This window comes from Sphingomonas bisphenolicum (assembly GCF_024349785.1).
In the GTDB taxonomy this organism is placed as follows: domain Bacteria; phylum Pseudomonadota; class Alphaproteobacteria; order Sphingomonadales; family Sphingomonadaceae; genus Sphingobium; species Sphingobium bisphenolicum.
Genome location: NZ_AP018817.1, coordinates 1864001 through 1888737 on the forward strand (window position 1 = coordinate 1864001; position 24737 = coordinate 1888737).

The 24737-nt window shown below is 64.7% G+C and carries 21 protein-coding genes; 13 read left to right on the forward strand and 8 right to left on the reverse strand.

What is annotated here, in order from left to right; all coding sequences use genetic code 11:
- Positions 1 to 46: 46 nt before the first annotated feature.
- The 4 genes from SBA_RS09290 to SBA_RS09305 are packed head-to-tail and all read right to left on the reverse strand — an operon-like array spanning position 47 to position 3116.
- A complete protein-coding gene (locus SBA_RS09290) occupies positions 47 to 511 on the reverse strand; it encodes a Fur family transcriptional regulator (protein ID WP_224550721.1) in 465 nt (154 codons plus the stop codon).
- 51 nt (positions 512 to 562) lie between these two features.
- Entirely contained in the window at positions 563 to 889 is a 327-nt protein-coding gene (locus tag SBA_RS09295; RefSeq protein WP_224550719.1) for a DUF423 domain-containing protein, read from the reverse strand.
- Positions 886 to 2682, reverse strand: coding sequence for a cation:proton antiporter domain-containing protein (locus SBA_RS09300; RefSeq protein WP_261936644.1), 1797 nt, complete (start codon positions 2680 to 2682; stop codon positions 886 to 888). The genes SBA_RS09295 and SBA_RS09300 overlap by 4 nt, the downstream gene beginning before the upstream one ends.
- Positions 2682 to 3116 (reverse strand): iron-sulfur cluster assembly scaffold protein, encoded by a 435-nt coding sequence (locus SBA_RS09305; RefSeq protein WP_261934193.1) that lies wholly within the window; start codon positions 3114 to 3116, stop codon positions 2682 to 2684. The genes SBA_RS09300 and SBA_RS09305 overlap by 1 nt, the downstream gene beginning before the upstream one ends.
- Before the next feature lie 179 nt (positions 3117 to 3295).
- Between SBA_RS09305 and SBA_RS09310 the strand changes: the two genes are divergently transcribed.
- Positions 3296 to 3745 carry a YaiI/YqxD family protein gene (locus SBA_RS09310; protein ID WP_261934194.1) on the forward strand — a complete coding sequence of 150 codons (450 nt, stop codon included), beginning with the start codon at positions 3296 to 3298 and terminating at the stop codon, positions 3743 to 3745.
- Entirely contained in the window at positions 3745 to 4932 is a 1188-nt protein-coding gene (locus tag SBA_RS09315; RefSeq protein WP_261934195.1) for a BaiN/RdsA family NAD(P)/FAD-dependent oxidoreductase, read from the forward strand. Before SBA_RS09310 ends, SBA_RS09315 begins: the two co-directional genes overlap by 1 nt.
- Positions 4933 to 5051: 119 nt before the next feature.
- On the opposite strand, the gene SBA_RS09320 is transcribed toward SBA_RS09315, so the two are convergent.
- Positions 5052 to 5798 carry a LytR/AlgR family response regulator transcription factor gene (locus SBA_RS09320; RefSeq protein WP_224550712.1) on the reverse strand — a complete coding sequence of 249 codons (747 nt, stop codon included), beginning with the start codon at positions 5796 to 5798 and terminating at the stop codon, positions 5052 to 5054.
- A 5-nt stretch (positions 5799 to 5803) separates the two neighbouring features.
- Entirely contained in the window at positions 5804 to 6916 is a 1113-nt protein-coding gene (locus SBA_RS09325) for a sensor histidine kinase (RefSeq protein ID WP_261934196.1), read from the reverse strand.
- 154 nt (positions 6917 to 7070) lie between these two features.
- Here SBA_RS09325 and SBA_RS09330 point away from each other — a divergent pair, with 154 nt between their 5' ends.
- From SBA_RS09330 to SBA_RS09380, 11 genes are all read left to right on the forward strand, one after another.
- Entirely contained in the window at positions 7071 to 7292 is a 222-nt protein-coding gene (locus SBA_RS09330; RefSeq protein WP_224550709.1) for a hypothetical protein, read from the forward strand.
- Positions 7293 to 7369: 77 nt separating this feature from the next.
- Complete coding sequence (locus SBA_RS09335; RefSeq protein ID WP_224550708.1) at positions 7370 to 7624, forward strand: hypothetical protein; 255 nt, start codon at positions 7370 to 7372, stop codon at positions 7622 to 7624.
- Positions 7625 to 7699: 75 nt separating this feature from the next.
- Positions 7700 to 8050 carry a winged helix-turn-helix domain-containing protein gene (locus SBA_RS09340; protein ID WP_261934197.1) on the forward strand — a complete coding sequence of 117 codons (351 nt, stop codon included), beginning with the start codon at positions 7700 to 7702 and terminating at the stop codon, positions 8048 to 8050.
- Positions 8051 to 8097: 47 nt separating this feature from the next.
- On the forward strand, positions 8098 to 8472 hold the full coding sequence (locus SBA_RS09345) for an STAS/SEC14 domain-containing protein (protein ID WP_261934198.1): 375 nt from the start codon (positions 8098 to 8100) through the stop codon (positions 8470 to 8472).
- A gap of 119 nt (positions 8473 to 8591) precedes the next feature.
- Entirely contained in the window at positions 8592 to 10967 is a 2376-nt protein-coding gene (locus tag SBA_RS09350; RefSeq protein ID WP_315975762.1) for a TonB-dependent receptor, read from the forward strand.
- A gap of 207 nt (positions 10968 to 11174) precedes the next feature.
- Complete coding sequence (locus SBA_RS09355) at positions 11175 to 11723, forward strand: hypothetical protein (protein ID WP_224550704.1); 549 nt, start codon at positions 11175 to 11177, stop codon at positions 11721 to 11723.
- Between the two features lie 129 nt (positions 11724 to 11852).
- A complete protein-coding gene (locus tag SBA_RS09360; protein WP_261934199.1) occupies positions 11853 to 12263 on the forward strand; it encodes a hypothetical protein in 411 nt (136 codons plus the stop codon).
- A gap of 687 nt (positions 12264 to 12950) precedes the next feature.
- Entirely contained in the window at positions 12951 to 15926 is a 2976-nt protein-coding gene (locus SBA_RS09365) for a TonB-dependent receptor domain-containing protein (RefSeq protein WP_261934200.1), read from the forward strand.
- Positions 15927 to 16043: 117 nt separating this feature from the next.
- On the forward strand, positions 16044 to 17630 hold the full coding sequence (locus SBA_RS09370; RefSeq protein ID WP_261934201.1) for a carboxylesterase/lipase family protein: 1587 nt from the start codon (positions 16044 to 16046) through the stop codon (positions 17628 to 17630).
- 197 nt (positions 17631 to 17827) lie between these two features.
- Positions 17828 to 20524 (forward strand): glycoside hydrolase family 2 TIM barrel-domain containing protein, encoded by a 2697-nt coding sequence (locus SBA_RS09375; protein WP_261934202.1) that lies wholly within the window; start codon positions 17828 to 17830, stop codon positions 20522 to 20524.
- On the forward strand, positions 20521 to 21801 hold the full coding sequence (locus SBA_RS09380; RefSeq protein ID WP_261934203.1) for an MFS transporter: 1281 nt from the start codon (positions 20521 to 20523) through the stop codon (positions 21799 to 21801). Before SBA_RS09375 ends, SBA_RS09380 begins: the two co-directional genes overlap by 4 nt.
- A gap of 48 nt (positions 21802 to 21849) precedes the next feature.
- Here the strand turns inward: SBA_RS09380 and SBA_RS09385 are convergent, their stop codons facing one another.
- A complete protein-coding gene (locus SBA_RS09385; RefSeq protein ID WP_261934204.1) occupies positions 21850 to 23244 on the reverse strand; it encodes a mannitol dehydrogenase family protein in 1395 nt (464 codons plus the stop codon).
- A complete protein-coding gene (gene uxaC, locus SBA_RS09390) occupies positions 23241 to 24659 on the reverse strand; it encodes a glucuronate isomerase (RefSeq protein WP_261934205.1) in 1419 nt (472 codons plus the stop codon). The genes SBA_RS09385 and uxaC overlap by 4 nt, the downstream gene beginning before the upstream one ends.
- Between the last annotated feature and the right edge of the window lie 78 nt (positions 24660 to 24737).

The window sequence follows — 24737 nt, forward strand, 5'->3', positions numbered from 1 at the left end:
AAAGCAAGGCCCGCTAGGCCGTTCCGGGCGGCAGCGCAACGCTCCATCAGGCCGCACATTTCGCACAGGTGCCCAATATCTCGATCACCGGCCGTTCGGCTTGGAAGCCTTCCTGCGCCGCGACCGCGCGCACGTCGCCGGTCACCTTGTCGTCATCGACATGGGTCGCCTGCTTGCAGGTGCGGCAGACCAGAAAGATGCAGTCATGGTGGCAGCCGGGATGGGCGTTGGCGATATAGGCGTTGGCGCTTTCGACGCGCATCGCGATGTTATTGGTCACGAACAGGTCGAGGATGCGATAGACGCTGTTGGGCGCGACCCGCTTGCCGCGCGCCTTCGACACCGTATCCGCTATGTCATAGGCCGAGGCCGGACGCTCTTCCGCCGCGAGCGCATCGAAAATGGCGGCGCGCATCGGCGTCCATTGTTCGTCCTGCGCCTCCAGCGTCAGGCGCGCGGCGTCGGCGAGCTTGGTGCCGGTCGGTTCGTGATGGTGATGATGGTCGGCCATGGCGTTCAATCTAGGCTTGCGGAGGATCGGGGGCAAGGGCGCGCGATGGTGTCAGCGCTGCCCGAAGGACCATGCGGCCCAGAGCCAGCCCGCGATCATCAACGTGCCGCCGACCGGCGTGACCGCGCCCAGCCATTTGGGGCCGCCCAGCGCCATGGCATAGAGGGTGAGCGCGAAGATCGCCGCGCCCGCCAGCATCAGCGCCGCCGCGCCGCGGGCAACCCCGGTGACGGCGATCGCGGCGACCGCGTGGATCAGCTGGTAGAGGCCGCCGGTGCGCAGCCATTCCGCTGCCTTGGGATCAGTGACGCCGTGGGCGCCAAAGGCGCCAGCCCCTATCGCCAGTGCCGCCGACAGGCAGGCCAGTATCGCGATCATGCCTTTTCTCCATCCCCTCTGCTGAGCAGCCGCATGGACTTGCCGGGGCGATACATCAAGTCCTTGGCCGCGAGCAGATTGCCATGTTCGATCTGGAGCGCCATGCGATCGGCGTCATTCTGGCGATATTGGCGCTCGACTTCTTCGACCTCCTCGTCCGGCACGCCCAGGGACTGCATCGCCTGCACGCCCATGCAGATAGCCGATTCATAGACTTCGCGGACGATGCCGGCGAGGTCCATGTCCTGCAATTCCAGCAATTGCCGCCGGTCGAAGGCGCGAACCATCAGCGCCGCCTGGGGGAAGGCCTGGGCGATCGGCTGGAGCGCGCGCGAATCGAGCGAGGGGTCGTCGATGCAGAAGGCGATGAGGCGCGCTTCGTCCGCGCCGGCGCGGTGGAGCAGATCCATGCGGGTGCCGTCGCCATAATAGACCTTCATGTCGAAGCGGCTCGATACCTCGATCTGGGCCGGCTTCTTGTCGATCAGGGTGACGGCGAAACCATGGCCCATCAGCATTTGCGCTACGGTCTGGCCGAAGCGGCCATAGCCCACGATGATGGCCGAGCCGCGCGGCGCATCGTCCGGCCCCGGCAGGTCGTGGTCCCTGGGTTTCGCAAACTCGAAGCGCCGGGCGAAGAGCATCAGGAAAGGTGTCGTCGCCATGGAGAAGGTGACGATGGCGGCGAACAGGCTGGCAGCTTCCGGTGCGATCAGCAGCGCATTCTGCGCCTGGGTGAAGAGGACGAAACCGAATTCGCCGCCCTGGCTGAGCAGCAGGCCCGCGCCCAGCGCCGGACGCCATTCCATGCCGAACAGACGGGCGAGGCCGGTGATGATCGCCGCCTTGGTCGCGACCAGGACGACGGCCATGGACAGGACGAACAGCGGGTTGGCGGCCACGGCACGCAGGTCCAGCACCATGCCGACGGCAAGGAAGAAGAGGCCGAGCAGGATCGAGCGGAATGGCTCGACGTCGGATTCGATTTCATGCCGGTAGGGCGAATCGGCGAGCATGACGCCCGCGACGAAAGCGCCCAGCGCGGTCGAGAGGTGCAGGCTGTGCATCAGGGCGGCGGCGGCGAGCACGGTGAAGAGGCCGACGACGACGAACATCTCGCGCTCGCCCATGCGACCGACCAGGCCCAGCAGAGGGCGCAGGATGAAGCGGCCGGCCAGCACGAGGCCGGCGATGGCGGCGACGGTATAGCCCGCCATCATCCAGCCCGGCGGCCCCCCGGCATCGGCAGGATTGCGGGACAGGGCGGCGACGATGGTGATGAGCGGGACGATCGAGAGATCCTGGAACAGCAGGATCGAGAAGACCTTCTCGCCGAAGGGGGAGTTGATGCGGCCGCTGGATTTCAGGCCCGGCAGCACCTGCGCGGTCGAGGAGAGGGCGAGCGGCAGGCCGAGCGCGATCGCCGCCCCCCAACTAAAGCCCGTCGAGTAGAAGATGATCGCGGTGAGGATGCAGCCGCACAGCACGACCTGCGCGAGACCGAGCGCGAAGATGTCGCGTTTGAGGCGCCAGAGCCGGGCGGGATGGAGTTCGAGGCCGACGAGGAACAGCAGCAGGACTATGCCGATTTCTGCGATGGCGAGTTTCGATTCGCCGCCGCCGACAAGGCCCAGACCCTGCGGTCCGACCAAAGCGCCCGCGACTAAATAGCCCAGCACCGCGCCGAGGCCGAAGCGGCGGAACAGCATCACGAACAGCACGGCGGCGCCGAGCAGGATGACGCCTTCGGACAGGAGAATGTCGGTGGCGCTGACGGCCTGCTGCGCTTCCATCAGGCGTCGGCCTGTCTGGCGGCTTCGGCGATCGCTTCGAAGCCGAGGCGGATCGAGGCATGGCGGGCGGGATAGCCGCGCGCCGGGGCCAGCACGGAAAGGCCGGGCCAGAAGTCGAGATCGTCGCTGTCGCCCGACAGATAGGCGGCGAGCCTGTCGCGGGCGTCGGCCAGTTCCTGCGCCGTCAAGCCGATGGCGTGGCCGGCCATCAGCGCGGCGGACGCCTGGCCGAGCGCGCAGGCTTTCACATCGAGGCCCATGTCGGCGAGGCGGCCGTCGGCCATCCGCACGTCGGCCGTCACGCGCGACCCGCAGGTGGGGGATCGCTTCTCGACGCTGGCCTGTGCGTCCGGCAGCCGCTGGTGGTGCGGGATGTCGGCGGCGAGCCGCAATATGTCCTTGTTATACAGGGGAGCGTTGGGAGGGGCGTTCATGCCGACCCATGTAGGACAGGAGCGGCGCGGGGTGAAGGCGGGGAATGGCGGGAAGCGAAATAACCGGCTTTTCTATTCAAATGACCGCCCCGTTCCCGCCCGCGCCGGAACAGGGCGGGTTCCACTCTTTAGCGTCCACCCATTGTCTCGACCGGTCCCACCGCCTATCGCCCCGATCCATGAAGATATTGGTCGATGCCGATGCCTGCCCCGTGAAGGAGGAGATCTACAAGGTCGCCTGGCGGCATGAAATCCCCGTGACGATCGTGAGCAACAGCCCGATCCGCATTCCCGCCCATCCGCTGCTCGACCGGGTGGTGGTGAGCGACGGGTTCGATGCGGCGGACGACTGGATCGCCGAGCGAGCCGATGCGGCATCGATATGCATTACCGCCGACATATTGCTGGCCGATCGCTGCCTGAAGGCGGGTGCGGTGGTGATCGCGCCCAATGGCAAGCCCTTCACCCATAGTTCGATCGGCGCGGCGATCGCGACGCGGGCGATCATGGCGGATTGGCGGGCCGGCGGCGATCAGGTCGGCGGGCCGCCGCCCTTCGGCAAGAATGACCGCTCGCGCTTCCTGCAGGCGCTGGACGAGGCCATCGTCCGCCTGAAGCGGGGGCGGTGATGCTCGACGCTGATACAGGCATTTGGGATGCGATCGTGCTGGGCGCGGGCGCGGCGGGGATGATGTGCGCCGCGACCGCCGGGCAGCGCGGCAAGCGGGTGCTGCTGGTCGACCATGCCGACGCCGTGGGCAAGAAGATCCTGATATCGGGCGGTGGGCGGTGCAACTTCACCAATATCCATACCGCCGCGGATCGCTATCTGTCGGCCAATCCGCACTTCGCCAAGTCGGCGCTGGGGCGTTACACGGCGCAGGATTTCATTGCGCTGGTCGATCGCTACGGCATCGCCTGGCATGAAAAGACGCTGGGGCAATTATTCTGCGACGGGTCGGCGAAGCAGATCGTCGCGATGCTGGAGGAGGAGTGCGCCAAGGGCGGCGTGACGCCGGCGCTGGGGCAGCCGATCGCGGATGTCGACCATGGCGAGGGCCTCTATCGGGTGACGATCGGCGCGACGGTGCATCGCGCGCCCGCGCTGGTGCTGGCGACCGGCGGGCCGTCGATCCCGAAGATGGGCGCGACCGGCTTCGCCTATGATGTGGCGCGCCATTTCGGGTTGGGCATCGTGCAGCCGCGTCCGGCGCTGGTGCCCTTCACCCTGGGGCCGGAGGAAGCGCTGTTCCAGTCGCTGGCGGGGGTGTCGGCCGATGTCGAAGTGCGCTGGAACAAGACGCGCTTTCGCGAGGCCGCGCTATTCACGCATCGGGGGCTGTCCGGACCGGCCATGTTGCAGATATCCTCCTACTGGCAGCATCGCACGCCGATCCAGGTGAATTTCCTGCCGGACAAGGCGGCGGACTGGTTGCTGGCGGAGAAGCGGGAGCGGCCGCGGGTGATGCTGCGTCGGGTGGTGGCGCAGGCGCTGACCGAGCGGCTGGCCGATACGCTGCTGGAGCGGATCGGGGTGCAGGGCGAGATGGGCAACCTGTCGGACAAGGCGCTGCGGCAAGTGGCCGCGCGACTGGGCGACTGGGCGTTCGCGCCGTCGGGTACGGAGGGCTATGCCAAGGCGGAGGTCACGGTCGGCGGCATCGCCACCGCGGGGCTGTCGTCGCGGACGATGGAGGCGGCCAAGGCGCCGGGGCTGTATGCGATCGGCGAGGCGGTGGATGTCACCGGATGGCTGGGGGGCTATAATTTCCAATGGGCCTGGGCCAGTGGCGTGGCGGCCGGACAGGCCATTTAGCCGGCTTTAAATTCCGCCCATGCGGGCCTGCAAAGCACGCTTTTCTGCGCTCCGGTGCTCAAAAGTCACGCTTCCGGCTCCACCTGAACTGAATTTAGAGCCGACTAACTTTCCGTTGATTACCGCCCCGTCATCGCCCGTGCGTTCGCCAGGAAGGTGCGACCGATGCGGATTTCGCCGCCGTCGGCGAGCGCGGCGAACCACACGCCGCTGCCGTCGTGGCGCAGCCGGGCGATATGGTCGCGGCGGACGATATGGCTGCGGTGCAGGCGGACGAACTGTTGGGGGTCGAGCCGCTCCTCCAGGCTGCTGATCGTCTGGTGCAGCAAATAGCTGTGGCCGCCGACATGGAGGCGCATATAGTCGCGTTCCGCTTCGATCCGGTCGATCTGGTCGGTGGCGATGCGGATCAGTTCGGAGCGATGCGGCACCCAGAATTCTTCGGCCCATTCGGGCTGTGGTTCGCTGGAGATAGTGGGCGCTGTATCGGACGTCAGGTTGCGCAGCGCCACTTCGACCCGATCGATCGCGCGGGTCAGGCGATCATGGGCGACGGGCTTGAGCATATAATCGACCGCGGCGAGATCGAACGCCTCGACCGCGAACCCCTCGAACGCGGTCACGAAGATCACCGCGGGGCGGATGCCCATGCGCCCCACCGCGCGGGCGACGCCGATGCCGTCCAGCAAGGGCATGGCGATGTCGAGCATGACAAGGTCGGGCTTCAGCCCTTCGATCAGGCGCAGCGCGGCTTCGCCGTCGGTGGCGGTGCCGACCAGGGCGATGCGCGGTTCGCGCGCGCAGAGCATCTGGAGGCGTTCGACGGCGAGCGGTTCGTCATCGACGATCATGGTGCGGATAGACATGGACGTCAGCAACCCCGGCGGATGATAGGCAAGGTGAGGAGGACGGAGAAGCCGTCCCCTTCGCGCGGACCATAAGCGATGCGGCCGGACTCGCCAAAGCGGGCGGTCAGGCGGTCGCGGACATTGGCAAGCCCGATGCCGCTGCCGCTGTCCGACAGGCTGGGCGGATTGTCGCCATCGTCGGTGACGGCGATGTGCATCAGGCCGCCATCCTCGCGCGCGGTGATGCGGATCTCGACCGGGCTGGAGGTGCGCGAGACGCCATATTTGATCGCATTCTCGACCAGCGGCTGGAGGATGAGACCGGGGACGCAGGCGCTCATCAGCGCGGGCGGGATGTCGATCACCGTGTGGAGCCGGTCGGGGAAGCGCACCGCTTCGATATCGAGATAGAGTTTCTGGAGATGCACCTCCTCCTCCAGCGGAACGTCGTCGAGCGGGTCGCCGGTCAGGCTAGTGCGGTAGAAGTTGGAGAGCGACATGATCATCTGTTCCGCTTCGTCCGGGCGGTTGCGCATGACCAAGGTGGATAGCGAGTTGAGCGTATTGAACAGGAAATGCGGATTGACCTGATAGCGTAGCGAGCGCAGTTCGGCCTGCTGGGCAGCCTTTTCCAGCCGTGCGGCGCGGCGTTCGGTGCGATGGGCTTCGCTGGCATAGGACAGGGCCAGATAGAGGCCCGCCCAGGCGGCGAGGAAGAAATAGCGGCTGAGCGCGTCCTCCACGATCGAGACGAGGAGATAGCCCTGCTCCTTGGTCATCTTAATCATCTCGCCTTCGGAGATGAAATTGCCCGGATCATAGACGTTGAAGATATAGTAGTTGGCTGCCGCCATGGCGAGTGCGAAGGGAGCTGCGAGCGAGAAGGCGGCGACGATTCTGATACTCAGCGGCTTCGCGTCGAAGCGCCGCAGCGCCAGATAGAGTATCCAGGTCACGATGATGCCGATCACGGTGACGATGATGCGGCGGACCGCCATCTCCCCTTGTGATTCGAAGCCTACGATCGCGGCCCGGAGCGACACCAACAAGGCGTAGAAAAACCAGAAGCCCAGGATGGAATAGAGTGCGATCGGCGGCGCCACGCCGCGATCGCCGTCTTCGGGAAGATCAGTCATAGCCTCTGTCTACCCCCCGCCGCGGCGAAAGTCTGTAGGCCACCCGGTTACTGGTCGAACTGGCGGCGGCGTTTGTCGAAGGGGGCCGGGGCGAGGATGTGCGGAACCGCGTCGCCGCGCCGTCCGTTGATCCCGTCAGATGCAGGAGAGAGACATGACGGACGATAATAAGACAGACATGCGTCCCAACAGTCGCGAGGAAGCCGGCGACGCGCGTGAGAGCGATGCGCAGGACCATGTGCTGGATCATGACGAAAAGCGAGACGAAAGCCTGAAGGATTCGATGGATGCATCCGATCCGCCATCGACCACCAAGCCTGGCGACAAGGGCGATCCGGTGCCGTCGTCCGGCTACAAGGAAGGCGAGGATCAATAGCTACGGCGAAACGAACATGCTATTCAGAGGGTGGTAGAGCGAAACCGCCGCCACCGCGAGAGAGGAGCTTCACATCCATGCCGACATCCACCACCCCCGCCATCGAGCGTATCGCCCGCGTCCTGGCCGGTCGCCAGTTGAGCCTGAACGGCGGCGGCAGCGATCCCCATGCGGCCGGCGCAGTGGATGCGGCCTGGCCGGCACATGTCGATGACGCCTATGCCATCCTCCATACGCTGCGCGAGCCCGATGCGCAGATGGCGCAGGCGGGCGATGTCGGGGTGTGGCGCGCGATGATCGGCGCGGTGCTGGAGCGACGCGCGGGCGCCTGAACCGGCACCCGACATTAACGGCTTTCCGACAACTGGCGTTGGCCGCCGTCGCGCGTTATGACGGGCGGTGAGCCGATGCTGAAGATCAAGATCCAGATTTATTGCGGTGACCAAATCGCCATGGGGCCGGGCAAGGCCGACCTGCTCGACGCGATCGCGGCCGAGGGGTCGATTTCCGCTGCCGGGCGCAAGCTGGGCATGAGTTACCGCCGCTGCTGGCTGCTGGTGGACGTAATGAACCGATGCTGGGCGCAGCCGCTGGTGGCGACGTCGAGCGAGGGAGCCCGACTGACAGAGATGGGCGTGACGGTACTGCGCGACTATCGGGCCTTGCAGCAGGCTGCATCGGATGCGGGCGACGAAGGCTGGCCGACGCTGGAACGGCGGTTGCGGGCCGAACCACTGGCCGCCCAGGCAGCGGAATAAGATTTCGGTAAGGCGGATGGGGCATGAGGGCCGTGGAGGCTTTCATCATGTACGACATCAATTTTCGCCACGATATCAACCTGCTCGACATAAGTTGGCATGGCCTGTTCAGCGGCGAAGCCGTGGCCGCCTATGCGCGGGAGGTGAGGGCGCGGTTCGTGACCGAGGGGTTTTCGCCCGGCTATCGATTGCGCATGGACATGCGCCGCAGCGCGGTGCAGCCGCAGGACGCGGTGGCGGCGTTTCGCGAACATCTGGGCGAAGGGCTGTTTCCCCGGGCGTCGCGCATCGCGATCGTCACGCCAAGCGCCATCGCGAAATTGCAGGTGCGGCGGGAAATGACCCAGTCCTATCTGCGCATCTTCGCTGACGCGGACGAGGCGTTCGTCTGGCTAATGGAAGTCCAGACGGCAGCGGCCTGAAGACCGAAAGCGACGGCGAGTAAGACGGTTGTTTCATCTTTTTGGGGCTATATCCGAATATATATAGCACGTCCCTTGCAGCCGGTTTATCGATCCCGCGAATCATGGGGGATGACAGGGTGGCGACGGGGATGAAGATGGCGGCGGCGGTCCTGATGGGATCGGCCGCCTTGACCGGCGGCATGGCGCAGGCTGCGGAAGGCGATGCGGGCGACGGCGCGATCGTCGTCGTGACGGCGCGGTTGCGCGAGGAAGACCCGCAGCAGGTGCCCGCCGCGCTCAGCATCGTCAGTGGCGAGGAACTGACCCGCACCTATACGGTCAATGTCAGCCAGTTGAGCCAGTTGGTGCCGGCGCTCAATTATTCGTCCGCCAATCCCCGCAACACCGCCTTCACCATTCGCGGGCTGGGGTCGAGCGTGGTGGCGGTGAGCCAGGCCAATGACGGGCTGGAGCCGGGCGTGGGTTTCTATGTCGATGGCGTCTATCATGCCCGGCCGGCGACGGCGGCGTTCGACTTCACCGATATCGAGCGGGTCGAGGTGCTGCGCGGGCCGCAGGGGACGTTGTTCGGCAAGAACACGACAGCGGGCGCGATCAACATCCTGTCGAAAAAGCCCGGTTTCGACTGGGGCGGGGAAGCGGAACTATCCTATGGCAGCCGCAATTTCCGGCAGGCCAGGGCGGCGGTGACGGGACCGGTCGCCGGGGACGTGCTGGCGTTCCGCCTGTCGGGATCGGTGACGCGGCAGGACGGTTCCATCCGCAATATCGTGCGGGACGAGGATCAGAATGAAATCCATAATGACGCGATCCGCGGGCAATTGCTGTTCGCGCCATCGGACGATTTTTCGCTGCGGCTGATCGGCGACTGGTCGAATTTCAAGAATAACTGCTGCGCGCAGGTGCATGTGCGCGTTGCGCCGACGCTCAAGCCCGCCGCCCAGCAATATGCCGCGCTGGCCGCCAACGCGCCGGGTGGCGCCTATGCTCCGCCGAGCACCAATCCCTATGACCGGGTGACCGACAATGACGCGCCGCTGGGCGTGGACACCAATGAGGGCGGGGTGTCGGGCATCGCCGAGTGGAGGCTGGGCGGCGCGACGCTGACGTCGATCAGCGCCTGGCGCTTCTGGAACTGGGACGCGGGGAACGACCGCGACTATACCGGGCTGCATATCCAGACGACCCAGCATATCCCATCGCGGCAGGACCAGTTTTCCCAGGAATTCCGCATCGGTTCCAACACGCCCGGCAACGTCGACTATGTCGCGGGCCTCTATTATTTCCACCAGAAGATCGTGGGCCATCCTATCAGCATCTATGGGCCGCTGGCGACCTATTGGCTGCTGCCGGGGCGGCCTGCGAACCTGCTGGACGGTTACCAGACCGCCGGGCGTACCGATTTCCGGTCGGAAAGCTTCGGCATTTTCGGCGAGGTGACATGGCGGCCGCTGGCGCGTCTGGCCGTCACTGGCGGCATCCGCTATACCTATGAGGAGAAAGACGGCGTCTATGACGTGACCGCCTTTGGCGGGCTTACCAGCGGACTGACGCCGGCGCTGGTGAGCGACAAGAATTCGATCCTGCGCAGCCAGTCCTATAGCGCCCATCTGGGCGATGGCAGCGCATCGGGCCGGGTGAACATCGCCTATGACCTGACCGACAGGGTGATGGCCTATGCCAGTTTCGCGCGCGGGCAGAAGTCGGGCGGGATCAACATGTCGGGCCTGCCGGTCTATCCCGCCGGTGTGCCGGGCCATGCGTCGGGCGACCCGATCCTGAGCACGGTGACGGTGCGGCCGGAGAAGAACAGCACATGGGAGGGCGGGGTCAAGACCCGGCTGCTGGACGACGCGCTGACCTTCAACATCGACGCCTATTATACCCGCGTCACCGATTTCCAGGCCAATGTGGTGGACAGTGCGGCGGTGATCGCGCTGCGCAGCTATCTGGCCAATATTCCCAAGGTGACGGTCAAGGGGATCGAGTTCGACGCCGCAGCGCGAGTGGGGACACGGCTGACGCTGCGGGCGGCGGGGGCCTATTCGGATGGCGTCTATTCCAGCTATCCCAAGGGACCATGCCCGATCGAGAAGACAGGCAGCGGCACGGCGCAATGCGACCTGTCGGGGCAGGCTATGCCGGGCCTGCCCAAATGGACCGGATCGGCGGGCGGCGAATATCGCCTGCCGGTGTCGATGGCGGGCCGCGAGGGCGAGGTCGTGCTGCGCGCCGACGCGGTGACGCGGACGAAGATTTTCGGTGATGCGACCGGGTCGGCCTATACCGTCATCAAGGGCTATACGCTGGTCAATGGCAGCATCGGCTATCGCACGCCGCGTTGGGAGGTGGCGGTGTTCGCGCGGAACATCTTCGACAAAAATTATATGCAGAACCTGACCGTGCAGGCCGGCAATAGCGGGCTGATCGTCGGCACACCGAGCGATCCGCGCACCATCGGCGTGACGTTGCGCACCGCGCTGGGCGGCTGAGGCGCGCCCCGTGCCTGGTCGCGGGCGCGGGGCTTGGGCGTTGAGATGCCTGCCGAAAATTCCGTTCGCCGCAGTCATGAGATTTTCATGTTGCGCTGCAAAAAGAAATCTGGTCCCTTGTGAACAGCGGTGGAACAGGCCCTTAAGCCTTCAGTAACCATAGAGGGCGCATGTTCCATCCTACGACTTCAAGTCGGAGGGCATGACATGGGTACGAGTGCAAGACCGGCGGATGGGGCTGTAACCCTGGCGGAACTGCGAGAGTTCGCAAGCTTCTCATCCTCCACGCAACGCTATATTCGCCGATCGCTGGATATCGGGCTGCATCGCCGCGACGCGATGAAGCTGTGGTCCCGCGACATGGTCGAGGAAGCCTCCATCCGGGCGCAGGCGCGCATCTATGGACGGCTGGACGAGATCAAGGCGCATGTCCCCGATGACAGCGGTCTGGAGCAGGTGGAGCCGTTCATGGCGCCGCTGGTGACCATCTCCGCCTTCGACCTGGGCCAGGACCGGCTGGGCAGCTTTTCCTCCTACCGCTTCCTCTACGAGCGACTGCTGGGCGCGGGGGCGCGGCCCTGGTTGCCGGGCGCCTTCTGCGCCGCGGCCAGCCTGCCGCACCTCCACCCCGAAAAGCGGCGCGCGCTGCTCCAGTCGATCAGCGAGGCGGCGGCGACGGCGGTGGGCTGGTCCAATCGCGAACCGACCTTCTACCCCGAATGGGTGGAGAAGGTGGATCTTTCCAAGGCGAACTGAGCTGGACCTTTGCGGTCCGGGCTCGTTCGTCTTAACGAAGAGGCCGCGTGGGGAGAGGGCCCTGCGCGGCCTTTTTCATGTCCATGGCGGCGGCGCTGGGCCAACGGCCGGCTTTGACGGGAGGGGTGGATGATCGCGACGATGATGGTGATGGCCGCGCTGGCCCGGGCAAGCGACATCGGCGTCGCCGATCCGCAGCGGCGGGTACTGCTCGACGCGCTGCGGCCGGCGATCGAACGCGACCTGGGGCAGAAAGTGCAATTTGTGGTGCGGACGCTGCGGCGGCAGGACAGATGGGCCTTCGCCCATGTCGTGCCGCAGACGCGGGCCGGCGGGGCGATCGATTTCCGCAAGACGCGCCACGCCGAACGGGTGCGCGAGGGGATATTCGACGGGCCGGACGTCTATGCGCTGCTGGAGCAGAAGGACGGGCGGTGGATGGTGCGGGAGTTCGTGGTCGGGCCGACCGACGTGGCCTATGCGGCCTGGCCCGACGAGTTCGGCGCGCCGGCGGGCTTGTTGCAGTTGCGTACGCCTTAAAGAGTTCAGCGTGCCCGGCAGGGAAGGTGCAAGACTTCAGGGAAAAGGCTCGTCATGGCGCCACCATCGGGTCAGTGGACGGTCCAGCGCCGAAGCCGGCTATGTTGCGACAGGGTTGATCGGCCAATGCTTGAGCGGATGCATAAATTCACGTCGGGCATAGGGAGGGCATTTATGCGCGCGTCGATGTGACGAGTGGGACTGTATCGTCGCGCCTGGACGTTCTTGGGAAGGACTGCATCCGCGCGAACGTCGTTCGATTTATGCCATGTCTTCGTCGGGTGGTCAGGCAACTTCGTGCGGTGAAGGACGCTGACCGACCATTTTTACCGCGCGGTCAGTGGGTGATGGACGCGCCGACGGAACGCCCGCTATGCGCGAGATGCTCTGGACTGGTGTCGTGCCGAAACCAGATCTGTCGTGCCATCTCACATGAGATGGGTTGAGGCCGCGATCCGATCCTCATCCGACAGCTGTTGGTCAGGCAGGATCGTCAGGGCCTTTCGACATCGCGCCGATTTAAGCCGGTCGACGGCTATCGGTGCGAACATCCGCCAGTGGATCAATCACAAATTATATTGATCGTTCGGCAGTGATAAAAATCACTATATTGATTAGCCTGACCGCTTTAGAAAATTGGACAAGCCAAATCCGTCTGCAGAAGCGGTCGTCAAGAGGGGATACCAAATGCGCTATCATGAAGATGTCGCCAAATCGCATAGTCATTTTTTAGGTAGTCGCGCCGCATTGCTGCGCGCCGCGCTGCTGGGTGGAGCGTCGCTCCTTTTCATGGCCGGCACGGCGTCGGCCCAACAGGCGGCCGAAAGCGGTACGGCGGCGCCTGCGCCGCAAAGCGGCGTGGAAGGCAGCGCCGATACCGCGGGGCAAGACATCGTCGTCACGGCGTCGCGCCTGTCGCGCAGCGGATATACGGCGCCCACGCCTACGACCGTCATCGGCCAGGAATTTCTGGAATCGCGCGCCATTACCAATGTCGGCGATGCGATCAACCGGGTTCCCGCCTTCCGCGCGGCGGTGTCGCCCAATGCCGGCGGCCTCGGGAATACCGGCGCTTTCCTGGCGGATCTGCGCGGATTGGGACCGACGCGCACGCTTGTGCTGCTGGATCGGGGCCGTTTGCCGCAGACGATAGTGCCGGGCGTCACCACCACGGCGGGATCGACCGACCTGAACGTCATTCCGACGGTATTGATCCGCAATTCCGACGTCGTCACCGGGGGCGCGTCGGCGGCTTACGGGTCCGATGCGGTGGCAGGTGTCATCAATTTCCAGATCGACGACAAGTTCGAAGGTATCAAGGGGTCCGTCCAATATAGCCAGACCCGTTATAAGGACGCGAAGAGCAAGTTCGCCACCCTGGCCGGCGGCACCAGCTTCGCCGACGGACGCGGCCATATCGTCGCGGGTTTCGAATATAATGATGATGGCGGGACTGGCTACTACAACACGGCGCGCGGATGGGGGCGGCAGGCGTGGAACAGCGCGGTCATCGCCAACCGGCCTGCCGGCACGCCCAGCACGGTCCTGGGTCCGAACGGCAACTATTATGGCGCGGCGAGCAGCGGCGGCGTGATCCAGACCGCCGGCGCGCTTCGCGGTCTGGCGTTCGTGCCGACGGCGAATGGCGGGGTGACGACGACGACGTTCAGCCGGGGCCTCAGCAACATGACGGCGAGCCTCGACTTCTTTACGCCCGAGGCGCTCGCAGCGAATGCCGCCGCGGGAATCAACAACCTCAATACGCAGCAACTCAGGCCCGAACAGACGCGCTACAGCGCGATGGGCCGCGTGTCGTTCGACCTCAATGACAGCCTGACCGTCTATGTCGAACCGCTTTATTCCAACGTCACCACCACGGGTATCATCCTGGTGCGTCGCGACGGCGCGGGCGCCGGCCCTGCGCTCAACATCGCGCGGGACAATCCTTATCTCGCCCAGGCGCTGACCGCGGAGCAACTGGCGCAGGTGCCGACGACAGGTCTGGCTATCGGCTATTCGGGACAGGCTTTCGGACCCAATGTCCGCCGCATCGAGAATGAGGTGATCCGGGTTCAGAGCGGCGTGAAGGGCGACCTGGGCGGATCTTGGAAATGGGACGCGTCCTATCTGTTCGGACAGAATACATCGGACGTCCGGATCAGCAACAATTTCAACAACGTCAATTTCCGCAACGCGCTCGATGCGGTTTCGGTGGACGGCCAGATCGTTTGCCGCAACGCCGCTGCCCGCGCCGCAGGGTGCGTGCCCATCAACATTCTTGGTACCCCCCATGTCTCGGACGCCGCCAAGTCCTACATTCTGGGCACCGCGACGGGCAGGGGCCGGACGAGGCTGCATGATTTCGCCGCGAACATCCAGGGTGAGCCTTTCTCTACCTGGGCCGGGCCGGTGTCGGTCGGCGTCGGCGCGGAATATCGGCGGGAATCGGTCGAACTGACGACCGACGCGCTGTCGCGATCGAATAGCTGGCTCTCGGGCACCGGGCTGACCCTTCCGCAAGTCAGCCAGAACGTCAAAGAAGTCTATGCTGAAGCCATCGTGCCGCTGGCGCAGGATATGGCCTTCGCGCGCAAGATAGAGTTCAACGGCGCCGCCCGCCTGACCGATTACAGCACGTCGGGCAGCGTCACCACCTGGAAGGCGGGTTTGACCTGGGAAGTGATCGATGGCCTGATGTTCCGCACCACGCGGTCGCGCGACATCCGCGCGCCTAACCTGATCGATCTGTTCACGCCCCAGACCCAGTCTCTGCCCTTGCCCGCCGATCCGCGTCCCGGAATCGCGGCTCCGACCAACAGCGCCGGATTCATCGTGGGCGGCAATGCCGACCTCAAGCCGGAAAAGTCGATCACCCAGACGGTCGGCGTGACCTGGCAGCCGTCCTTCCTGCGCGCGCTGCGCCTGTCGGTCGACTATTATAATATCGGGATCAAGGACGCGATCACGTCCACCGGTACGCAGGGTGTCGTCAACAACTGCTTCGTCGGCGGGATTTATACGGGCAATAGCTGGTGCTCGCTGATCAGTTTCGCCAATAATGATCCTGTTGCGGGCCAGTTGACCGGCGTGCGCGGCATCACCGCCAACGTCGCGCAATTCAAGACCCGCGGCCTGGATTTCCAGGCGACCTACAGCCAGAATCTGGACGATGTCGGCTTGGCGGGCACGCTGACGACCAACCTGCTAGCGACGCACGTCATGTCGTTCAAATCGTCCATCGACGTGTCGACCCTGTTCCCCAACGGCATCGACCGTGCCGGTCAGACCGGCGCGCAGTTCGGTGGCCCGGCCGGCCTCCCCAAATGGTTGTTCAACCTGACGCTGGATTATGAACTGGACCGTCTCGGCCTGAACGCCAATGTCCGCTATGTGTCGCCTTCGAGCCAGAATAACGGATTGTTCGGGCCTGACGAGCCGGAATATAATCCGGCGCTGACCACCAGCATCAGCAACAATAATATCCCGGCGGTCGCCTATCTCGACCTGGGCGCGCGATACAGCTTTGGCGCGGACAAGCAGTTCACGGTCTATTTCAACGTCGACAATGTGTTCGACAAAGACCCGCCATTGCCCGCTAACGGCAGCGCCTATTATGATCTGATGGGCCGGACCTACAAGGGCGGCGTGCGGTTCAAATTCTAACACGATTACGCCCGGCACCGGAGCTTTTCGGCTCTGGCGCCGGGCGTGGCATCCATCGGGTCCGGCGTTCTGCAAGGTCGATGTCGACAGGAGGAAATCATCCGCAGTCTCACCTCTTTGATAGCCATCGGCATCGGTTTGGCTGCATCGGCCAGCGCCGCGCCGGTCGCCAAGCAGAACCCGCACGTCACCCTCGATCAGGGGGCGATCGAAGGGATCGGAATGTCTTCGGGCGGGCAGGCTTATCTGGGCATTCCCTATGCTGCGCCGCCGGTGCGCGACCTGCGCTGGCGCGACCCGCAGCCGCCCAAGCGCTGGAACGGCACCTATCATGCGGACCATTATGCCCCGCAATGTACGCAGCCGCAGCGCGGGGTGATGACCAACCAATATTCGGGCGCGGAAATCGCCAGCGAGGATTGCCTCTACCTCAACGTCTGGACGACCGCCGCGCTGAAGAAGGCGCCGGTCATCGTCTATATTCATGGCGGTGGCTTCTATGTCGGATCGTCCAGCATGGCGCTCTACGGGGGCGAAGCGGTCAGCCGCGAAGGCGCGGTCTTCGTCAATTTCAACTATCGCCTGGGCGCGCTGGGTTTCCTCGCGCACCCGGAACTCTCCGCGGAATCGTCGCACAAATCATCGGGCAACTATGCCTTTCTCGACCAGATCGCGGCGCTGCAATGGGTCCGGCGCAATATCGCGCGGTTCGGCGGCGATCCCGACAATGTGACGATCGCGGGCCAGTCCGCCGGCTCGATGTCCGTCGGCGCGCTGCAGGCCTCCCCGCTCGCGCGCGGCCTGTTCCATCGCGCCGTCGGCATGAGCGGCGCGGTCCTTGATGGCCCCAGCGCCATGGCGCCCTTGCCGGATGCAGAGAAGGAGGGCGTCAAGCTTCAGGCCTATTTGCGGGCCAAGTCGATCACGGAACTGCGCGCTCTGCCGGCCGACCGGATCGTTGTGCCACGCATCGCGGCTGGTCCCAAAATCGGTCCGGTGCAGGACGGCTATCTCTTTCCGCAACCTGTCGAACAGATTTTCGCACAATCCGCCCAGAATGACGTGCCGCTGTTGCTTGGCTTCACCCATGACGAATCCTTTGGCGGGCTTGGCCCGATACAAGGGCTGGAAGACTATCGGGCGAAAGCGAAGGCGAAATTCGGCGAGCAGGTTTCGACGTTCCTGAGCCTCTATCCGGCGTCGAATGACGAGCAGGCGCGCATGCAGGCGCGGGCGGCGGATCGTGACGGGACCATGGCGGTCGGCATGGATAGCTGGGCGCGAGCACAGGCGGCGCATGGGCGGTCCAGGATTTTCAGCTATGAATTCTCGCGCGCGCACAGCTTCGCGCCGGGTGTCGTGCTGACCGATCTCGATCCTGCTACGGCGGGGGCTTATCATACGTCCGAAGTGCCGTTCTGGCTCGGTACGCTGGACAGTTTCAACCAGTTCCGAACCACGCGCGCCTGGACGAGCGAGGACCGCCTATTCAGTCGGGCAATGACGCGTTCGCTGGTCGCTTTCGCCCGTACCGGCGATCCCAACAGTGCCGATTTGCACTGGCCCCGATATGACCCGTCCAGCCGGACATTGCTGGAACTGGGCAAGGCTGCTGGTGCTGGCAATTGGCCTGACGCGCGCAAGCTCGACTTCTTCCGCTCCGTCGCGGTTCGTTCCGTCACCGGCGGGGCCGTGCGGGACTAAATGATTTTATTATAGATGCAGGGCTGCACCCCTGCATCGGCTGGTCCGGCAGTCGGTTTTCTGTCGGCCACCGGATCAGCATTTTTGTGGTGCTATGCAGTGGACGGCCAAGTGGGGCCAATTGGATTGACAACCAAGGCGCTCCAATGCAGCGTGGTCATACCAGTTTGAAAAACTATCCTGTTCAGGAGAGAGCCTTGATCCCCCATCGCTTATCCACGCTGTCGGCAGCACTGCTCTGTTCGGTCGCGACGTCGACCGTCGTTCTGGCGCAATCTGCGGCTGTGTCGCCCGCACCGGAAATTCGACAAAGCGTAACCCTGACGTCAGGCTGGGGCTTCCAAATGGGTGACGCAGCCGAGCCGCCCGCCAGCGATACGACATGGCAACCGGTGGAAGTGCCTCATAGTTGGAACCGGATCGGCTCCTACCTGCCGGGCAGTCCCGCAGCCGCGACCCTCAAACGCCCGATCGACCAGACTCAGGGCGTCGGCTGGTACAAGCTGACCCTGCCCGCCGCGCGCCTGTCCGGGGCGCAGCGCCTGTGGCTGGAGTTCGAAGCGGCGAGCCGGACGGCGGAAGTCTGGCTGAACGGGCAAAGGCTGGGCAGCCATGCGGGCGGCTTTTCCGCCTTCCGCTTCGATGCGACGTCAGCCTATCGGCAGGGCGGCAGCAACGTCCTGCTGGTGAAGGTCGACAATCGTGCGCCCGAAACGCTCGGTGTGCAGCCGACATTACCGCTGGCAGGCGATTTCTTCGTCCATGGCGGCCTGTATCGCCCGGTGAAGATGATCGTGACGCAGGCGGCGCATTTCGCGATGCTCGATCATGGCGGCAGCGGCGTCTATGCGCAGACACGTAGCATCGACAATGGCAAGGCGGCGATCTCCATCCTGTCGCGCGTGCGCAACGACGCCGGCCGTGCACTCCGTGGTCAGGTGGTCGTGCGGTTCGTGGATCGGGACGGCAAGGAGGTCGCCCGGCAGGCCAGCCCCGTGCAGTTGAGCGCGCGGACCGACGGCGAAGCGCGCATCGACCTGACGATCGACCAGGCGCGCCTGTGGCAGGGCACGGCCGACCCCTATCTCTACACGATGGTCGCGGAGTTTCGCGACAATAAGGGCGCGTTGCTCGACAGCGTCAGCCAGCCTTTCGGTATTCGCACCATGGCGCTCGATCCCGATCGCGGCTTCCTGCTGAACGGCAAGGTCGTGGCCCTGCACGGCGTGGGCCTGCATCAGGATAGCGGCCAGGACGGCTGGGCGTTGAGCGACAGCGACATCGAGAAGATGGTGTCCACCATCCGCGAAATGGGCGCGAATACGATCCGCCTGACCCATTATCAGCATGGGCCGGTCGTTCATGCGCTGGCGGACAAGCTCGGCCTGATCCTTTGGGACGAGATTCCGCTGGTGACTGCCTGGACATTGTCGCCGGACGAAAAGGAAGCGCCCAAGGCGGTGGCCGATAACGCCCGCCAGCAACTGGTCGAGATGATCCGGCAGAATTACAATCATCCGTCGGTGGCGGTATGGGGCATCGCCAATGAGGTGGATTTCGGCCCGAACCGCCCCGACTTCATCGGCAAGGCGGTGAGCGAGGTGCCCGATCCGCGCGGCCTGCTGACCGATCTCAATGCACTGGCCAAGGCGGAAGACCCGATCCGGCGCACGGTACTCGCCAATTGCTGCGAGAATAACGGAATGCCGGGCGTGCCCGACGTGTCGGGCATTACCGACGGGTTGGGCGTCAACCGCTATATGGGCTGGTATTATGGCAAGGCGGATGACTTTTCGTCCGTGCTGGATGGTCTGCATCAGAAACATGCCGGACAGCCGCTGGCGCTGACCGAATATGGCGCGGGCGGCGCGACGTCGCAGCATAGCGACGATCCGCAGGGCGGGCCGATCAATGCGTCGGGCCGCGACCAGCCCGAAGAATATCAGGCCTGGCTGCACGAGCGCGTCTGGCCGCAGGTTAAGGCAAAACCCTATTTGTGGGGTAGCTGGCTGTGGAACAGCTTCGACTTTGCGACCAAGGTGCGCAAGGAAGGCGATTCCATCGACATCAATACCAAGGGGCTGGTCACCTATGACGGCGCGATCCGCAAGGACGCCTGGTGGTATTATCGCGTCAACTGGTCGGCGCAGCCTGCGGTGCAGATTGCAGGCAAGCGCTATGTCGATCGCGCCTATGGCGTGACCGACGTCAAGATTTACAGCAATGCGCCCGAAACCGAATTGCTGGTCAACGGCACGTCCATCGGCACGATGCGCGGCTGCGCCTTTGCCACCTGCGTCTGGCCCGGCGTTCGCCTGACCGAAGGGCAGAACCGGATCGAAGCGCGCGCGCGTTTCGCCAATGGCGTACAGACCGACGGCGTGGACTGGACGGTAGGGCGCGACGCAGCGGCCGCGTTCCGCATCGACAGCGGCGCGATACTCGCGGCGGCCGACCCGGCGCATCGCTTCGGCTCCGACGCTTTTTTCGACGGCGGCGCACCCGGCACCGCCGACACACGCAAGAACCGCTACGCGCCGTTTCAGGCCGCCGCGATCACCGGCACCGCCAACCGGGATCAGGCCGCCACTTATCGGTCGGGCGACTTCACCTATCATATTCCGGCCAAGCCGGGCCGCTACACCGTGATCCTGCACTTCGTCGAACCGTCGGCGGAACGCGGCAAGCGCGTCTTCGACGTGGCGATCAACGGTAAGGTAGCGCTTCCTGGCTTCGACGTGGCGGCAGCAGCCGGCGGCACGCTCAAGGCGATCACGCGCAGCCTGCCTGCGACCGCGGTCAAGGACGGCCTCACGATCAACTTCAAGCCCACGGTCGGGGATGCCATCGTCTCCGCACTGGAGGTCGTGCCGATCGACACGCCCCGCCCATGACCTCTTCCGGCAAGAAACCGATCCGGCACCTGCGCTGGTGGATCATCAGCTTGGTGACGATCGGGACGATCCTCAACTATCTGGCCCGCTCGACGCTGTCGGTCGCCGCCCCCACGCTCAAGCAGGAGATGGGGATGACGACGGAAAGCTACAGCTATGTCGTCCTGTCGTTCCAGCTCGCCTATACGATCATGCAGACGGTTGCGGGCACCGTGCTTGACCTGCTGGGCACCCGGCTCGGCTTCTTCCTGTTCGCGGTCGGCTGGGCGCTTGCCAATATGGCGCATGGGTTCGCCACCAGTTGGCAGGGCCTCGCCATTTTCCGGGGGATGCTCGGCGCGACCGAAGCGGCGGCGATTCCCGCTGGCGCCAAATCCGTGTCGGAATGGTTCCCCGCGCGCGAACGCCCGCTGGCGACCAGCGCCTTTCAGATGGGCACCAGTGTCGGGGCTATAGCGGCCCCGCCGATCGTGGTGTTCTGCATCCTCAGCTGGGGCTGGGAGTCGGCCTTCATCGTCACCGGCGTGCTCAGCCTGGTCTGGGCGCTCCTATGGTGGGTCGGCTATGAAACGCCCGATCGCCATCGCCGCCTGAGCAAGGAAGAGCGCGCGCTGATCAAGGCCGGGCAGGGCGACACGAGCGATACGACCCGCCCGTCCACCCGATCCGAAGTGATCCGGTCGCGTGGCTTCTGGGCCATCGCCATCCCGCGTTTCTTCGCCGAGCCGGCATGGCAGACCTTCAACTTCTTCATTCCGCTCTATCTGGTCGCGGTCTGGAATCTGGACCTGAAAAGCATTGCACTGTGGGCGTGGATGCCGTTCGTGGCGGCGGATCTGGGGTCGCTGGCCGCCGGATTGTTGCCGCCCTGGCTCATGCGGCGGGGCGCGAGCGTGCTGGCGTCGCGCAAGATCACCATGTCGATCGGCGCGGTGTGCATGATCGGTCCGGCCTGCATCGGCCTTGCCGGTTCGCCGGGGCTTGCGATCGCGCTCTTCTGCGTCGGCGGGTTCGCGCATCAGATGCTGAACGGCGCGCTCATTACGCTGTGTTCGGACGTGTTCGACAGCCGCATGGTCGGCACGGCCAGCGGCATGGCGGGCACGATCGCCTGGATCGGCGGGATGCTCTTCACCCTGTTGATCGGGCAGAGCGCCGACATATTCGGCTATTCGCCGCTGTTCGTGATGCTGGGCGCGCTCGACATCATCGGTATGGCGGTGCTGTGGATCTTGTTGCGCAATCGTCCCAAGTCCGCGGACCATCTCACCGCTTGATAGCTTTCCCTGCCCCGGCGCAGGCCGGGGCACATGCCATCATAGCCTCTATCTGCCGAGGGCCTCGATCAACGCGCGCATGGCGGCATCGTTCGCCGTCCAACTCGCTGCGAACAGGCCGCTCTTGCCGAACAGCGCATGGGCGAAGCTGGCGGCCTCCCCCTTCGCCAGCGGGGCCAGCTGCTCCCGCATCGGATCTTCGACAACGCCCCACATGACCGCATTGTCACCGCGCAGGTGGCGACGCCAGGCGGCCAGCGCCTCCAGGATCGCCGGGCAGGTTTTGCCGTCCCGCTGGTTGTTGGCCAGGATTTCCAGCCAGCGTTGGGGAATTTTCTGGCTGCCATCCATGGCGATCTGGATCAGCCGATGGTTGAGCGCCGGGTTGGCGAAACGGGCGAGCAGCGCGGTCGCATAGGCGTCCAGATCCTGGTTCGGCGCGGCGGCGATGGTAGGGGCCGCTTCCTGCCGCATCAGCGCTTCGATCAGCGGCCGGATCGTCGGATCATCGACTGCTTCGTGGACGAAGCTGTGGCCGTTTTGCAGACCCAGATAGGCGAGCGCCGAATGCGCGCCGTTCAGCATCCGCAGCTTGGCCATTTCATAGGGGGCGACATCGGCCACCAGTTCCGCGCCGACTACGTCCCAGCGCGGACGGGGACCGGCAAAGCGATCCTCGATCACCCACTGGCTGAACGGCTCGGTCACGACCGCACCCTGATCCTCCAGCCCGATCGCCGCCTGCACGGCGTCGCGATCGCCGTCTGTGGTGGCGGGAACGATGCGGTCGACCATGGAACTGGGGAAGCGGCATTCCCGATCAATCCACGCGGTCAGCGCCGGATTGCGCGCATCGACATAGGCGTGCAGCAGCCGCTCCAACTGGCGGCCGTTATGCGCCAGATTGTCGCAGGACAGCAGGGTCAGGCCGGGCAGGCCGCGCTCGGCGCGCACCTGCAATCCGCGTTCGATGAAGGAATAGATGCTGCCGTCATTGGCGAGCGCCAGATCGAGCGATCCGTCCGCCGCGCGGCAATAGCCTTTTTCGGTGACGGTGAAGGTGACGATATGCGTCTGCGGCGCGGCGAGCGCGGCGATCACCGCGCCCGGATCCTCGCTGGCGACCAGCACTTGGCGCACGGACCGTATCAACTGTGTCGTCCGGCCGTCCGCGCTGCAACTGGTGAGCGTATAGAGGCCGTCCTGGGGATTGAGCTGCCGCGCCACGCCGGCCGATCGCAGCGATACGCCGGTGATGCCCCAATCGCTGTCGCCCTGCGCCATCGCCCGGTCGGTGTACCAGGCCTGATGCGCGCGGTGGAACGCGCCGATGCCGAAATGGACGATCCCGCACGCCTGGGCATCGCGATCATAATCGGCCTGCGCCAGCGCGGCGGGCAGGCGGTCCAGCGTTTGGTTGGACAGAAGGTTGCTATCGCTCACAGTTTATAGGCCTTTTTCGCCAGATTATAGGTCAGGTCTTGCGCCAGTTCGGCCGCTTCCCACTCCGCGATGCGATGCTCGACCACCAGTTGCGCCAGGAAGCCGCAATCGATCCGCCGGGCCACGTCGTGTCGCGCGGGAATCGACAGCAGCGCGCGGGTATCGTCGTTGAATCCCACCGTATTGTAGAAGCCTGCCGTCTCGGTCGTCATATGGCGGAAGCGGCGCATTCCTTCCGGACTGTCGTGGAACCACCAGGCCGGTCCCAGCTTCAGGCAGGGATAATGGCCCGCCAGCGGCGCGAGTTCGCGGGCGTAGACGCTTTCGTCCAGCGTGAAGAGGATGATCGACAGCCTGGGGTCGTTGCCGAACCGATCGAGCAGGGGCTTGAGATTGGCCACGAACTCGGTCCGCATCGGGATGTCGGCGCCTTTGTCGCGGCCGAAACGTTCGAACAGGCGCGCATTATGGTTGCGGAACGATCCGGGATGGATTTGCATGACCAGCCCGTCGTCCACGCTCATCGCGGCCATTTCCGTCAGCATCTGGGCGCGGAACAGTTCGGCGTCCTGCGTCGAGAAGCGACCGGAACAGATCGTCTCAAACAGGGCGCGCGCGTCCGCTTCGCTCAGGTCAGCGGTGCGCGGCGTGGGATGGCCGTGGTCGGTTGATGTCGCGCCCATGCCCGCGAAAAAGGCGCGCCGCTGGCGATGCGCGGCGAGATAGCCCGACCAGGTGAAACAATCCTCGCCGGTCAGGTCGGAAAACAGACCCAGATTGGTGGCGAAGCCCTCAAATTCCGGGTCGATTACCGGGTCGGGGCGATAGGCGGTGATAACGCGCCCCTGCCAGCCGCCTTCACGCGCATTTTCGGCCCGGATGGCGGCGTGATGCTCCAGCGTATCGAGCGGGCTTTCGGTCGTCGCGATCAGTTCGATGCCATGGCGGTCGAACAGCGACCGGGGCCGCAACGCGTCGGTCGCCAGCCTATCGGTAATCGTATCGTAATAGAGGTCGCTCGTCCCTTGGCTCAAGGAGACTTCCATGCCGAAGACATGCACGAACACCCAGTCGAGCCACATGCGCGACGGCGTGCCCCGGAACAGGTGATAATGTTGCGCCAGCAGCCGCCAGGCCTCACGCGGGTCCGCTTGCGGGTTGCGCACACCCAGCGCGTCGAGCGGCACGCCCTGCGAATAGAGCATTCGGAACAGATAATGGTCGGGCGTCAGCAGCAGGTCGGTGGCATTGGCGAAGGGCGCATTGCCCGCAAACCAGAACGGATCGGTATGGCCATGGGGACTGACGATCGGCAGGCCCTTGACGCTGTCATAGAGCGCTCTGGCGATCGCCCGCGTGGCAGGGTCAGCGGGCAGTAGCCGGTCGGGATGCAATTCCAGAACATGCGTGGTCATAGATGGTGTCCAGATCCCAGGAGATGTCTCGCCCTCATACGCGATCGGTATAAAGCTTCAAGTTATCTGATCTATTGT